We start from the raw sequence: 13,789 nt of genomic DNA, 5'->3' as shown, positions 1-13,789 counted from the left end.
GTGGAGATGATATACCGTACGGACTAACGAGAGGTGTGAATCTGGAAATGCACCTAGCAATGAGCCGCTGGGTTGACCAAATGGGTGATGAAAGAGGTTGACATGAAAGCTATACCGGAAAAAATCGTTAGTCGGCTAAAACTGAGTGAAGCAATACAGGAGGAAGCTGCAACTGAGCGCAATATGCTGCCTCGTGAAGTGAACTGGATTAATATTACGAAGAATTCCGGGCGGCTAGTAAAATCGATCACTTCGCAGCTAAGGGGCGGCTTCAAACCGGCACCCCAAGAGATTACCTCGGTTCGTAAATTGCACGGTACGAGGCCCGTGGCGGTTTGGGGGGTAGTTGAACGTATCGTCTACCGGGCGTTGACGAAGCTGGCAGTAGGTGATGGATTCGTCTTCGATCGATCAGGAAATGCGTATTTGAAATTTGTGAACGGGCCAATTTCATATGCCGCGACAAAGCGGCGGCCCGCTACCGAAGATTCCGTGCTGAATCTGTTCTTTCTGAATGACTCCGAAATCGAGTATGTTGTATCTGCCGATATTGCCGCCTTCTATCAGTATGTCGATCACAATATTCTTGCACGTGAACTGAGGGTGCGAGGAGGGGACTTCGATGCGATCGAACATTTGATTGAACTGCTACAAGAGGTCCAAGGTAGAACGTTCGGGATTCCGCAACTCCTTGATCCATCTGACTTTCTGTCGGAAGTTTATATCGAACGTGTTGAGCGGGATCTGATACGTCACGGTCTGCCGGTTTGGCGGTATAACGATGACTTCCGGATAGCGTGCCGGTCCTACGGCGAAGCTCTGCAATCGATTGAGAAGTTGGATGCTTCGGCGAGGGCTGTTGGCTTGGTGACAAGCGAATACAAAACTTTGACTCATGGCTTTGTGAAATACGTCTTTGACAATGTTGGCCTGGTCGAACATGAACGCCAAGGTGCGGTAGACTTGGACGAGATTGAAACGGCCGTCAGTGAATATATTGAAGATTTTTCCGAAAATCCGGAGAGTGCTCGACTGATTGTTCAGCGTACCGCGACCGGACAAGAGGGGGAAGGCATAAAGCTGCGTAGTATCGATTCAGCCGGTATGCGCACACTTCGTCGCGCTATCGGGAGCCTTGCTGTGGCAGGAGACTCCACAGTGGTGAAAGATGTTGGCAAGATACTCCCCTACATTCCGGCGATAACGCCTACTGTATGCCGTTATCTCACAGCGGCCTACAAAGATGCTCCTGAGGAAGTTGCCAAGGTGGTCGATTCCGCTACGGACCTTTCAATGAATGAGTGGCAGCGGCAATGGTTCCTGCAACTGATGCAAGACCTGGATCTACTTAAGGGTTCACATGCCGACCTGCCTCGTAGGATCACTTGGGTTAGCCGCCTTCGATTTGAATCGTCATCCTCTACTACAGTTGCCTACGCAACACGAACGCTGGCAGGCGCAGGACGCTTGGCAGCGAGCGATGTAGTCGACGGATTTGAATCGGCTCCAGATGTGCTGAAGCCCTGGTACATAGAATCACTGATGAGTTGCTGTCAAGTAGAAGGCGAAGAGGGTGAGGGGGCAAAGAAGCGCCTAGCTGCTTTTAAAGCGTCCTCGCCTCTGTACGCATCTATTGCTGGTCGGACGGCAGATGTCTAGGTATAATTTGGAGCTGGCCGAAGAAGCTTTGGCCCTTCTTGCTGAGAACCGCGCTGTCTATCGGTCGACAGAGCAAGACGACGTCATTGTTGGTCGAATCCAGGTCGCGGGATCACTCGGTGCGTTCGATCATGATCAAACGAAGCTTGCATCGACATACCTTAGATACGTAGGCGTGGTTGAGTCATACCTAGACTCACTTGGTGGGCAAATCTGGCGAGAAACTATCAAAAGTCATAGTTCGGTTATCAGGCAACTGGTCACCGACATGGAACTTCGCGCGACTAGTACTTGGGATGAAAGAAAAAGTAGTTTGTCTCGGTATCATTCTATCGATATTCAGTCCTTTGGTCGTTGGTCTGAATTCGACGCTGCGATAGATGTGCGCAACGCCATTGCGCATGGTCTTGGTTCTCTTACCATGCGACAGCGGAACTCAAAAGACCGTGACAAGATTCGTGCTATTGGAGTCTCGGTGGTCGGCGACAGAATTGATCTTGATTGGAATGCGCTAGATCGGTGCTATCTGCTCTGCCGTGAGCTGATTTTGTACGTCGACGCGGCACGGCCAGTCGAACTGCGACATACCGGCTGGTCGCCGATAACGTCCGATGGTGCTGATTCCTCTCAGTGACCGCGTATGTCTTGGTAGGTCAGAGATAGGTCATTCATCTCGGCGGGACCGCTGGCCAAACTCCTGGTCAACGGATCGTCTGAGGTGGTGATGGTTGTGGTGTGGAGTGAGTTGGCGAGTGATCTCGGCGGCATGGCGCTGTTCTTGGTATGGCTCGTGATCCCTCTGCTCTACCTCGTTGCCGTCGGTAGGCAGTACGTGCGGCAGTGCCAGGAGAACGCACAGGCGGCGGTTTGGGCGCGGGATGAGGTGCGCCTGATCCGTGAGGAGCAGAGGGAAGGCAGTCATGATGGTGACGCTGGTGAGTGACGGCGAGCAGGGAGAGGGTGGGGAGAGGCCCGTCTCGCTGTTCGATGATCCGAAGGTCGTCGGTGAGGTTCAGGAGTTCGTGGACGATCAGGCTCCGCGTGTGTTCGCGATGGTGCAGGAGACGTTCGGGCCTCCGGAGGACTTGCAGATCGTGGCGTGGGGGATGACCACCAAGACGGGCGTGGAGGTGGTCGGGGTGCACGGCGGGGCGCGTATGGGTCTTCAGTCGGCGGAGAACGCGCTGATCTTCTACCGGGCCGGTGGGCGTGCGATTCCCCGTATCTTCTGGGTTGGCGGCGAAGGTGGGGAGTAACGGGCTGGAGACCGCGCTGGAGTGCGTCGAGCGGGGGTGGCCGGTGGTTCCGGGTGCGCTGTGGATCGATGACACCTACGTCGATCCCGTGACGAACGCCGAGTCCGATGCGCTCGCCCTGTCATCTCCGGCGTTGGCGACGCTGGACCCGGAGGAGGTCCGGCGTCTGTGGCCGGTGGTGGGGGAGGGCGTCACGCGGTCGACGTTGGCTGTCCTTGGGACGCTGATGACCGCGCTCGTCGTGGAGCTGGAGCCAGCGCGGCGGGTGATCGAGTCGGAGGCGTTCAGGACTGCGCCGACGCCGGTGGTGATGCTTCCGGTACCGATGTTCGGCGTGATGATCGAGTCGGCGGTGTTCGTCGTATCGTCGGCCGAAGGGTTGAACGAGAAGCTGGTCTTCCCCGCGGATGGGTTGCTGCCGCTGCCGCCGGCTGTGGTTGAGGGGTACGAGACGCGGTGGCTCGTGTCGCCGGTCGAGAGTGACGGGTTGCTGAGCGGCCGGGAGCTGGCGCGGCTGTTGGCGCTGGAAACCTCCAACCGTCGTTGACTGCGTCCTGACGGTTGGGCATAGGTGCCGGACGCCTCCCGACACCCGTGGGACGGGACGGCCGTGTGCGAACCATCCATTCGGATGGCGTCGCGCACGGCCGTTTCGTGCGTTTGGGACGGGTTGATGTGTCCCGTCCCAAACGTCACTACGGCGCGTTTTCGCTGGTCAGTGCTGATGTGCTTGGTGTCCCGTCGGTCGGGACGGGTTGGTTGGGTGGAACGGGCCTCGGGACGGGTGACTGCTGCGTCGTGACACACTGAAATCAACGGCTTGTCAGCGCAGAATCAGCCGATAAGAGGTGGTCATGCGGACGGCGCGCACGGTGCTTGAGCAGAAGATCTGGGACCGACAGCAGACGCTGGAGGAGTTCGCCGAGTACGTCGAGGTCTTCGCACGGGAGGCTGGAGAACCCGGCACGATCAGCTTGCGCCACCTTCACAGGTTGGCTGCGGGGCGGAGGTCGTCCGGTCAGCCGCTCGGTCCGGTGCGGCCGGTGACTGCTCGGCTGTTGGAGAAGATCTTCCGGACCAGCATCCATGACCTGTTGGCGGAGCCTTCGGCCGCTGGCTCTGCGGGCAACAGGGTCGGCAAGCTGGACATGCGTGGCAACGCCGATTTGGCCGGCATGGCGGATTGGTTGGACGAGCGGGCCGGGTGGGCGCCGGGGGAGAGTCGGGCGAAGGTTCACGCCAAGCTCGCCACGTTCGAGGCGGGCGCGCTGGTCGACTGGCGGTATCGGCGCACGAGGGCGAGCCGGGAGCAGATCGTTCGGGCGCTGCGTGCGTACTACCGCCGTGGAGTCGCGGAGTACGACATGTACCGCGTGCGTTGTGGTGGCGAAGACGTCAGGACCAGCATCCTTGCTCGTCACGAGTGGCTTGATCAGCCCGCTTCGTTGACGGCGGAGAACGACCGCCTGGTGCTTGCCGGCCGTCGTGACGGCCCGCGCGCTGGCTTGAGTGAAGCGGCGGCGGAGGCGGCCGTGGCACGGCTCGCTGAGTGGGCCACGTTGGACGTACGAGTCATGAACCTGCCGCTCTACCGGCTGTTGCGAGTAGACGTCGACTCGGCCATCGAGGGCACTGTGGGGTTGGTGGACTTCGCCGAGTACGCGTTGACGGCGGACCTGCTCGAAGGCGAGCTGGTTGACGCGGTGGTCTCTGGCGCGGGCCCGGATGCCCTGCCGCTTCGGAGCGAGTTCTTGCCGAATCTCGACGCCGTGCTCGACCTACCGGGCCGGGTGTGCGCGGGTGGTGTGCTGGCGCTGTGTGCGATCGCTCGACCGCGTGATCCGTACCGGGGAGCGCCGGACTACGCGCTGCTGGTGCAGGAGCGGTCGGGGCATGTGCTCAACACGTCCGGGCGGCTTGCTGTCGTGCCGAAGGGCTTCCACCAGCCGTTGACCGATGTGCGTGCGGACGCTCGGGTCAGTGCCACGCTGCTCCGTGAGCTGGAGGAGGAGCTGTTCGGCCGCGACGAGGTGGACACCACGGTGGGGGAGGGTCGTGCGGCTTCGCCGATGCACCCTGGCCGGTGGTCTGCGCCGATGAGGTGGCTGCGTGATGATCCGAGCAGGATGCGGATGGAATGCACCGGGTTCGGGTTCAACCTGGTGAGCGGGAATTACGAGTTCGCCAGTCTTGTGGTTATCGAGGACGAGGAGTTTTGGACGCGCTTCGGTGGGGCGATTGAGTCCAACTGGGAGGCGTCTGGTCTGCGGTTGTATTCGAGCCTCGATGACGAATTGATTGCTGATTTGGTGACGCACAAGTCCTGGAGCAACGAAGGGCTGTTCGCGTTGCTCCAGGGACTTCGGCGGCTTGCGGAGATTGGTGGCCGGCGGGTGAAGCTGCCGGCGGTCGAGGTGTCAGGTCTGTGACGGCCACCGGACCGTGAGGACGGTCGAGTCTTCGAGCGCTTCCCACGAGTGATCGACGCCGGCACCCCACATGACGTAGTCGCCGGGGCGGGTCATGGTGGTGTTGCCTTCGGTGGTGTCGATGCGGAAGTTGCCCTGTACCAACAGGACCAGGGTGGTTCGCTGGTCGTCGGAGGTCCACTCGACGCGCTTGTCACCCGCCGGGTGGTTGAACCACTTGACCTCTACGTCCTTCTGGGACCGGACGCCCTCGGACGGGTCGATGAAGTGGCCTACCAGCCAGCCGCGGGTCACCGCGCCGTCCTCGTTGGCGTTTCCGGCTTGCCAGTTGGCGGTCACTCTGTCTCCCATTCGATCGTTGGCAGGTTCACGCGACTTCCGCCGATTTGCCGTAGGCGGCGGAGTCCCTGGAGGAGCGCGAACAGTCCTTCGTTGCTCCACGCTACATCGTTGGTCAGTTCTTCGAGGCTGTCGGTGTCGAGGCTGGAGAACTGACGGAGGTTCGCTGATTCCCAGTTCGCTCGGACTTGTCCGCCGAACTCGGTCCAGAACTGTTCGTCTTCGATCACGATCAGGCTAGCGAACTCGAAGTTACCGCTGACGAGGTTCAGGCCGAAGCCGGTGCACTCCATCCGCAGACGTCCGGGCTCGGCGAGCAGCCAGCGCATCGGCTCGGACAGGCGGGTCGGGTGCATCGGGTCCGCGTGGCGCTGGTCGCCGACCGTGTTGTCGATGTCGTCGCGGCCGAACAGCTCCTCTTCCATCTCGCGGCGGAGCGTCGCGCCGATCTGGGTATCGGCCCGGTAGTCGGTCAGCGGCTGGTGGAAGCCCTTGGGAATCACGGCCAGGCGGCGTGCGGCGTTGATGACGTGGCCGGAGCGTTCCTGGACCAGCAGGAGGTAGTCCGCTTCGCCGCGGAAGGGGTCGGCTGGCCGTGCGATCGCGGTCAGGGCGAGAGCGCCGCCCGCGCACATGCGGCTGGAGACGTCGAGGACCGAGAGCAGGTTGGGTAGGTAGGCGTCGCGGAGGGGTAGGGCGCCGGGGCTGATCGGCTGGTTGGTGGTGAGCGCATCGACCAGCTCGCCTTCGAGCAGGTCCATCGTCACCACGTACCCCACGAAGTTCGTCACGCCGACTCCGCCGCCGAGCTTGTTCCTCTGCACGCCTACGTCGAGTAGTCGATACAGCGGCATGTTGACCATGCGGTTGCCGAGCGCCAGGGCTTCGGCCAGCCGCTGGGCCGCGCGTCCAGCGCTCTCCTCGTTCATCGGCTGAAGATCGTCCGGGGTTACGGTCGACAGCTTGAGCCGGTCGTGGGCCGAGATGAGTGGGCAGTCGAGGTCGAGCCAGTTCGGGTGCGTGAGCACGGTCGTGGACGCGCGGGTGGCGGAGCCGAAGCGGGCGGCGTAGCGGCCGTGGTCGGTGGTGGTCGTGCCGTAGTACTCAGCGAGCGCTCGTGCTGTGTCGCGCTGGTTCACCCGACCTCGGCGGACGCCCCGGTCCTGTAGCGCGCGGACGTCCAGGCGGACGAGGCGGGCGGCGACGTCGCGCCGTGCCGTTCCCGGCTCCCAGCTTGCGTGCTGGTCGAGCCAGTCGAGCGCCGCGACGATGTTCGGGTCTGAGCTGAGCCGTAGTTCGGCGTCGGCTGCCGAGCCGTCGGGGAGGTCGAGCTTCGGTGTGATCAGGGCGGCGAACCTGGACTTGACCGCTGGGTCCGCCTGGTCGTGGGTGGTGTCGAGGAGCTGTTGCATCTCGGACTTCGGCTTGAGGTCCGGTTTCTGGTGCCAGCCGGCGACCGTGCGGACGGCGATTCCCAGGTGCTCGGCGAACGCTTCGTTGGTGAGGCGCATCGCTGCTTGGAGTGCGCTGGCGGTTCGGCCGGTCCAACCCTCGTGCTGGCTCATCTTCTCGCTATCCCCCGGAGCGATGTGCACTGGTGGTGCACTGGATGTGCATCGGTGATGCATGGGGCCGAAGGCCTCTCCGCTGTGGAATTGAGCCTATGGAAAGCAGCTCGTTCTACCAGCGGAAATGCATCGCGCTAGCGGCGGTCGCGGACGTGTTCGATCACGGTCGAGAGGTCCGACTTGAGGTCGTCGAGGCGGTCGGTGATGTCGTTGAGCCGCTGCTCGAAACCGTCCAAACGGGACCAGAGGCTGTCGGTCGGGTTGGTGATCGGCTCGTCGGCTTCCGGTGGCCTTCGACCGTGCAGCACGGAGTCCAGGTGCTGCGGGTGCCAGCCGAGCGTGGTCGACAGGGACTCCAGGGTCCGCGGGCTGCGGCGGCGCTCGACTGTGTGGTGCTGGATCTCGCGGACGATCGCTTGGGAGACGTGCGAGCGTTCCGCAAGCTCCCGTTGACGCCAACCCAGCTCGTTCACGCGCTGGTTGATGGCCTTGGCGACTGCCGCCCAATCCTCCGACACGTATTCCTCCGCGCTCCGCCTCAGCGCTGAGATTAGCCGTCTTCCGCTGTTCCGTGACGTGACACGGCGCATTTCGCGTCGGGTGCGATCAAACGCGCCTTCCGTTGCGCTGAAATCAGCAATCTAGAGCTGAAATCGTCAGCTCGATTAGTCGAAGGGCTTTTCTGATGCGTACTTCTCTGTCTTCTTCCGGCTACACCGTTCGTCAGGCGGCTTGGGCGCTCGGAGTCGAGCCGGCCACGATCCACCGCGCCGTTCGGCTCGGCAGGCTGCCGCTGGTGCGGCGGCACGGCCGGTTCGTCATCCCGGTGGTCGCGCTCGTGCGGCTGCTCGGCAAGCCCCGTTCGGGAGGCACGCCGTGAACCTGGTTGAGATCGCCTGGGAGCTGGACCGGCTCCGGTGGGTGCCGAGTGCGGTGCTGGCCCTGGTCGTGGAACGCGACGGGCTCTGCATGGAGGCGTTCCCGGACTTGCCGCCGTGGATTGACGAGGAGATGACCGATCGGGAGTTGGCCGCGCGCATGTGCGCCGGCTGCCCGGTGCGGGACGAGTGCTTGGAACTGGCGTTGCGCACGGCCGGGGCGGACACGGTCGGCGTGTGGGGTGGGCTGGCTGCCGATGATCGGCGCGATCTGCACCCGCACTGGCTGCGACGCGGTGAACGGGTCGAGAGGGGGCCGGGTTCATGAACGCTCTCAGCCTCACTCCGACGCAACTGCTCGCTGGGCTCGGCGTGGTCCTGGTGTTGCTGCTCGTCTGGCGGGCTGGTGCTCGGCGAGCGAAGGCCGCCGCGAGTGCGGCACGGACGAGTGCGCGGCTGGTGTCGCTCGCTGGCCGGGTGGCCGTGAACGCGGTATTGATCGTGCTCGTGCAGTGGGTCGTGATCACCCATCGCGGTGACGGGTGGCTGCTCCTGGTGGTGCTCGTCGTGCCGGCGCTGTTCGCGTCCTATGCGTTGACGCGAGCGCTGACCGTGACGACGTACGAGCCGTCTCGTCGTCGGGGTGAGCGACGATGAGTGAGCCGGTTGATCGGGCGGCTCGACAGGTTGACCGGTTGTGCTGGACGGGGATCTTGCTCGGGCTGGCGTTCACGATGACCAACGTCCAGCAGTTCGCAGCGGCTGGTGCGCCGGTGTGGTCGCTCGCCTGGGCTGCGGCGTGGCTGCTCGATCCGATGGTGTCGCTCGTGCTCCTGGCGATTCTCCGGGCCGAGCAGGTCACCGCGCGGTACGGCGTCCGGATGGGCGGGTGGGTGCGGGCGGCGAAGTGGTTCACGCTCGCTGCCACGTACGTCATGAACACCTGGAGTGCGTTCGTGGCCGGCTCGGCGGCGCTCGTGGTGCTGCACTCGGTGCCGCCGTTGGTCGTGTTCGTGGCGGCGGAGGCGGTTACGGAGTTGCGGGACAAGCTCGGCGCGGCCGTGAGCGCTGCGCCGAGCGCTCCGCCGGCACCGGCGCCTACGGCTCCGCGGACGTCGTTCGCGGACTATCTCGCGGTGGCTCGGGCGGCGCGGACGCCGGACGTGAAGGTGACGCCGGCGTGGGTCCGGGAAGTCACCGGGTGCTCGCGCGGGTTGTCGTCACGGCTTGCTGCGGCGCTCATGGAGGACGGGGGCCGTTCATGAACGGCGACCTGGTGCCTACGGAGCCGGTGCTCGATGGCGAGTTGGTCGGTGAACCGAAGACGTTGGTTCGGCGGTTGGGGAGCGGCTGGCGGCGAGGCGGTGTCGTACCGCCGAAGTTGAAGTCATCACAATTCCTTCAGTGTTGGTTGAAATATGTACTCGGATGGCTTGTGGGTCTGCCGAGTCGGTTCGTCAGCGGAGTGGGCAGGGGAGCAGTGGTAGCGGCTCGCGCGTGGCGGCGCTGGGTTCGCGTGCGGGACTACCGGGAGGCTGCGGAGCAGTCCGAGAAGTTGGCGGACAAGTTCGTGGAGATCCGCGTCTTGACGCTGTTCCGGTGGAAGGTGACCGGTGCGGTGGTCGGGGCTGTCGCGGCGGCGCTGCTCGTTCTGTACGTGCTCTATGGCGGGATTGTCTTGTGGAGTGCCGCCGGGTTGGTGTCGGTGGTGCTGGCGATCGTGGGGCGTCGGAAGGACGGCTCGCCGGGGCGCAAGGCGGTGTTGGGTGGACCGCGCACACTGGCTTGGACGATGGACTCGCAGCTCCTGGTCGACGCGTTCCGGGACGCGAAGCTGATCGGCAAGGACGAGACCTTGCGGTTGGTCGAGCGCGCGGCACGTGTGGGTGAGGGCTGGGCGGTCACGGTCGACCTTCCGGCCACGCGGAAGGCTGTGGACGTCATCAAGCACCGGGACGCGCTGGCATCGGCGCTGGCGGTGGACGAGGTGCAGCTCATCGTGGAGCGGGTCCGCGGTCGGGGCGGGCACGCGGGGCGGGTGGCTCTGTGGGTGGCGGATGAAGACCCGTATGCGGGTGCGCCGTTGCGGACGCCGCTGCTCGACGTGGAGCGGTGGGATGCGTGGCGGCCGGTGCCGTTCGGTCGGGACGCGCGGAACCGGCGGATTGATCTTCCGTTGGTGTGGACGTCATTGCTCGTTGGGGCGATTCCTAGGCAGGGCAAGACGTTCGCTACTCGGTTGGCTGCCGCTGGGCTCGTGCTGGACCCGTACGCGCGGCTGTACGTGTTTGACGGGAAGGGTGGCAAGGACTGGGAGGCCGCCGAGCAGATCGCCTACCGCTACGTGTGCGGGGACGAGCTTGAGCACGCGTACGCCGTGCGGGATCACCTCGTGGAGTTGGTGGCGGAGGTCCAAGCGCGGTATGCGCGGATGGCCACATTGGACGATGAGATCTGTCCGGAGTCGAAGATCACGCCAGCCATCTCGCGGGACGCAGACCTTGCGATGCCGATCACTGGGGTGGTGATCGACGAGGTTCAGGTGTTCCTGGAGAACCCGACGCGTGAGCAGGTGGGCGGCAAGAAGACCACGCTCGGCGCGTACATCGCGGACCTGTTGACCTACCTCGTGCGGAAGGGACCGGCGGCCGGTGTGGTGGTCATCCTGGCCACTCAGCGGCCGGACTCGAACACCATCCCGTCTCGGCTGCGGGCGGTGCTCGGCTCGCGGTTCGCGCTGCGGGTGATGGACTGGCGTGACTCGAACATCGTGCTCGGCGAGCAGATGAACACGCGTGGGTACGACGCTTCGACGTTGTTGCCGAGTCACAAGGGCGTCGGCATCCTCCGGCCGGACGGCGAGACGGACGCTGGGACGGACATGATCGCCATGACCGTGCGGACGTACTACATGCCCAACGCCGAGTGGAGGGTGATCTGTGCGCGTGGTCGAGCGCTGAGGGAAGCCGCGGGCACACTCGCCGGTCACGCCGTGGGTGACGATGCGGCACGTCCGATCGACTCGACGTCGGTCGTCAAGGCGATCGTGAGCGGGACGTCGGACGGATGGGTCGTGGACCTGCCGGAACCGTTGGCGGCGGTCGTGGACTACCTCGGCGAGGAGCTGGACGAACGCGAGTTCGTGCCCACATCGGAGCTGGTCGAGGGGTTGGAGGTCGAGGCGGTCACGTTCGCTCGCGAGATGAGCGAGCTGGGGTGCAAGCCGCTGCGGCAGTACGTGCCGGATGGGGAGACCTCACGGCGTGTCCGTGGCTACCTGACGGCCGACATCCGGGCGGCTGTCGAGCGAGTAGGGATGATGAAATCGGCTCGCAGGGCGGTGATCAGGCATGACCGGTGATGGCCGTGTCACCGTGCGCCTGCCGGATGAACTACCTGTGCTGACGGCTTCTACCAGCCGCATACTGCTTGCCATACTGGTCGAACTGACCGAGGTGGAGGTCTTGGACGGACCTCCGGGAGGGGGTGACGATGACTGTTGAAATCAGCCGAGATCCGTGGGCGACGCTGGACGAGCTGCTGGGCGTCGAGGTGGTCGAAGCGATCGAGGACGGGATCGGGCCGGTAGCGGTCTACGGGCGGTGCTCGACCGAGGACAACCAAGATCCCGAGACGTCGCGTGGTTGGCAGTTCGGCAACGCGCGGAAGTTCGTGGAGCCGCTTGGCGGTGTCGTCGCTGAGGAGTTCTTCGACGTAGGGCAGTCGAGGTCCGTGCCGTGGGAGCGGCGCGAAGAGGCGGCTCGGCTGCTCGCGGCGTTGAAGGACTCGTATCGCGGGTGGAACGCCCTGGTGGTCGGGGAGGGCACTCGGTGTTGGTTCGGCAATCAGTTCTCACTCGTCGCGCCGAAGTTCGCCGCGTACGGCGTTGACCTGTGGGTGCCGGAGCTGGGCGGGAAGTTCGACGCCCGGAACCCGTCACACAAGATGCTGATGAGCGTGCTCGGAGGGATGAGCGAATCCGAGCGGCAGCACGTGCAGGCACGAGTTCGCGCGGCGATGGACGCTCAAGTCGTGAACGAGGGGCGGCACCAGGGCGGACGTGCGCCGTACGGTTACGTCGTGGTGGACGGTGGTCCGCACCCGAACCCCCGGAAGGCGAGTGAGGGCTACCGGTTGCGGGTGCTGGCCATTGACGAGCAGTCGGCGGAGGTGGTCCAGCGGATCTTCGCCGAGTACGTGCGCGGTCGAGGTGACCGGGCGATCGCAACGGGCCTCAACAGGGACGGGATTCCCTGCCCGTCTGCTCGGCGGCCGGACCAGAACCGGCACCGGTTGGCCGATGGCTGGCAGGGCAGCACGGTCCGGGCGATCCTGGACAACCCGAGGTACACCGGGTTCGCGTTCTTCGGCCGGTGGGCGCGGCAGGAGATGCTGCTCGACCCTGACGACGTGGCGGCCGGCTACGTGATCCGCTTCCGGCGGGCGAGCGCCGACCGGATCGTGCGGTCCCGCAAGCCTGCGCACCCGGCGATCGTGAGCGTTGAGGAGTTCACGCAGGCGCACCTGCTACGCAAGTCGAAGTCCGCTGGCGGGCTCAAGACGGCACGCAAGACCGAGCGCGCCGAGCGGCCCACGAAACGGCCGTACCTGTTCCGGGGCATCGTTAGGTGCACCGCCTGCGGTCGGAAGATGGAAGCAAGCCCACGAGCGCGCGGCGTGTACTACCGGTGTCCGGCTAGGACGCTCGCGCCCGGATCACCTGCGCTCGCCACGCATCCGCCTACGGTCTACCTCCGCGAGGACGTTCTTCAGGATGCGGTGAACGGGTGGCTCGGGCGATTGTTCGCGCCGGAGAACCGGGACCGGACCGTTGCCGCCCTGTTGGAGTCGCAGGGAGCGAACGGCGCGGCGAACGGCAGGGAGGCCGTGAAAGCGCGGCTCGCCAAAGCGGAAGCTCAGTTGAGCCGGTTCCAAGAGGCGATCAAAGCGGGAATTGACCCGCTGGCACTGGTCGAGCCGATGAACGAGGCGCAGGCGGTACGGGCAGCCGCGCGGGCGGAACTGGAGGGAACGCCGGCACCAGACGCGCTGAGCGCAGCCGAGGTGCACGCGATGATCGACTCACTGGGTAACGTCGGAGCGACCCTGGCCGATGCTGAGATAGAGAGCGTGGCGAGCCTCTACAGGGCAGTTGACCTGCAAGTTCGCTACACGCACACGGCCCACGAGGCTGATGTGATCATCAAACCCGTGGGCCGTGTGAATAGTGCGCGTGTCCGAGAGGTTTGCCCGAACACGCGCCCGTGGGAAATTCCCCACTCCTGTCGAGGAGGGGTGGCTCATAAGTCCAGCTTAGCAGGGGCGCGAGCCTCCTGTGGCAAGAGTGGGGGATTCCCCACGGAGACTTTCATGCAGCGGAAGCCGGAGCCCTCTTCGGTGAACACGCTCCGTCACTACGGGCGGCGTCTGCGGGTATTTTCGGCGTTAAACGACGCGAAGTGAACTCGCTAAAAATGTTGACAACATCACAAACTTCAATAGTTGGACGCTTGCACTGGTGGCCTTATTGGATGATATGGCGGGAAGTGCTGGAGGCTGTACGAGGGACAAAGCTGCGAAGCCGAACGCGTTCAGCGGCAGTTCGACAACCTCGAAGACTACGTCGACACGTGACTTTCCAAGGCGTGCGGACGACCGTT

Annotated in this window: 15 protein-coding genes; 12 read left to right on the top strand and 3 right to left on the bottom strand. The window is 64.1% G+C overall.

Annotation, left to right across the window (positions count from 1 at the left end; genetic code table 11):
- Positions 1-87 precede the first annotated feature (87 nt).
- The 6 genes from ACRAKJ_RS26615 to ACRAKJ_RS26590 all read left to right on the top strand — a co-directional run bounded on the left by ACRAKJ_RS26615 (position 88) and on the right by ACRAKJ_RS26590 (position 5,344).
- Entirely contained in the window at positions 88-1,659 is a 1,572-nt protein-coding gene (locus ACRAKJ_RS26615) for a reverse transcriptase domain-containing protein (protein WP_438922707.1), read from the top strand.
- 7 nt (positions 1,660-1,666) lie between these two features.
- Entirely contained in the window at positions 1,667-2,293 is a 627-nt protein-coding gene (locus ACRAKJ_RS26610; RefSeq protein ID WP_438922708.1) for a hypothetical protein, read from the top strand.
- Positions 2,294-2,380: 87 nt separating this feature from the next.
- Entirely contained in the window at positions 2,381-2,602 is a 222-nt protein-coding gene (locus ACRAKJ_RS26605) for a hypothetical protein (protein WP_438922709.1), read from the top strand.
- Complete coding sequence (locus ACRAKJ_RS26600; RefSeq protein WP_438922710.1) at positions 2,580-2,915, top strand: hypothetical protein; 336 nt, start codon at positions 2,580-2,582, stop codon at positions 2,913-2,915. The genes ACRAKJ_RS26605 and ACRAKJ_RS26600 overlap by 23 nt, the downstream gene beginning before the upstream one ends.
- Positions 2,893-3,462 (top strand): hypothetical protein, encoded by a 570-nt coding sequence (locus ACRAKJ_RS26595; protein WP_438922711.1) that lies wholly within the window; start codon positions 2,893-2,895, stop codon positions 3,460-3,462. The genes ACRAKJ_RS26600 and ACRAKJ_RS26595 overlap by 23 nt, the downstream gene beginning before the upstream one ends.
- Before the next feature lie 307 nt (positions 3,463-3,769).
- Complete coding sequence (locus tag ACRAKJ_RS26590) at positions 3,770-5,344, top strand: transcriptional regulator (protein WP_438922712.1); 1,575 nt, start codon at positions 3,770-3,772, stop codon at positions 5,342-5,344.
- Here the strand turns inward: ACRAKJ_RS26590 and ACRAKJ_RS26585 are convergent.
- From ACRAKJ_RS26585 to ACRAKJ_RS26575, 3 genes are all read right to left on the bottom strand, one after another.
- Complete coding sequence (locus ACRAKJ_RS26585) at positions 5,333-5,683, bottom strand: signal peptidase I (protein WP_438922713.1); 351 nt, start codon at positions 5,681-5,683, stop codon at positions 5,333-5,335. The two genes, ACRAKJ_RS26590 and ACRAKJ_RS26585, sit on opposite strands and share 12 nt — an antisense overlap.
- A complete protein-coding gene (locus ACRAKJ_RS26580; RefSeq protein ID WP_438922714.1) occupies positions 5,680-7,248 on the bottom strand; it encodes a transcriptional regulator in 1,569 nt (522 codons plus the stop codon). Before ACRAKJ_RS26580 ends, ACRAKJ_RS26585 begins: the two co-directional genes overlap by 4 nt.
- Before the next feature lie 137 nt (positions 7,249-7,385).
- Positions 7,386-7,769 carry a helix-turn-helix domain-containing protein gene (locus ACRAKJ_RS26575; protein ID WP_106614129.1) on the bottom strand — a complete coding sequence of 128 codons (384 nt, stop codon included), beginning with the start codon at positions 7,767-7,769 and terminating at the stop codon, positions 7,386-7,388.
- Positions 7,770-7,936: 167 nt separating this feature from the next.
- Here ACRAKJ_RS26575 and ACRAKJ_RS26570 point away from each other — a divergent pair, with 167 nt between their 5' ends.
- The 6 genes from ACRAKJ_RS26570 to ACRAKJ_RS26545 all read left to right on the top strand — a co-directional run bounded on the left by ACRAKJ_RS26570 (position 7,937) and on the right by ACRAKJ_RS26545 (position 13,592).
- Positions 7,937-8,131 (top strand): helix-turn-helix domain-containing protein, encoded by a 195-nt coding sequence (locus ACRAKJ_RS26570; RefSeq protein WP_438922715.1) that lies wholly within the window; start codon positions 7,937-7,939, stop codon positions 8,129-8,131.
- On the top strand, positions 8,128-8,457 hold the full coding sequence (locus ACRAKJ_RS26565; protein WP_438922716.1) for a WhiB family transcriptional regulator: 330 nt from the start codon (positions 8,128-8,130) through the stop codon (positions 8,455-8,457). Before ACRAKJ_RS26570 ends, ACRAKJ_RS26565 begins: the two co-directional genes overlap by 4 nt.
- On the top strand, positions 8,454-8,786 hold the full coding sequence (locus tag ACRAKJ_RS26560) for a hypothetical protein (RefSeq protein ID WP_438922717.1): 333 nt from the start codon (positions 8,454-8,456) through the stop codon (positions 8,784-8,786). The genes ACRAKJ_RS26565 and ACRAKJ_RS26560 overlap by 4 nt, the downstream gene beginning before the upstream one ends.
- A complete protein-coding gene (locus ACRAKJ_RS26555) occupies positions 8,783-9,394 on the top strand; it encodes a hypothetical protein (RefSeq protein WP_438922718.1) in 612 nt (203 codons plus the stop codon). Before ACRAKJ_RS26560 ends, ACRAKJ_RS26555 begins: the two co-directional genes overlap by 4 nt.
- Positions 9,391-11,490, top strand: coding sequence for a cell division protein FtsK (locus tag ACRAKJ_RS26550; protein WP_438922719.1), 2,100 nt, complete (start codon positions 9,391-9,393; stop codon positions 11,488-11,490). Before ACRAKJ_RS26555 ends, ACRAKJ_RS26550 begins: the two co-directional genes overlap by 4 nt.
- Before the next feature lie 131 nt (positions 11,491-11,621).
- Entirely contained in the window at positions 11,622-13,592 is a 1,971-nt protein-coding gene (locus ACRAKJ_RS26545; protein ID WP_438922720.1) for a recombinase family protein, read from the top strand.
- Positions 13,593-13,789 lie beyond the last annotated feature (197 nt).

It is taken from the genome of Saccharothrix sp. DSM 118769 (assembly GCF_052936295.1).
This window is presented reverse-complemented; position numbering and strand designations above follow the sequence as displayed.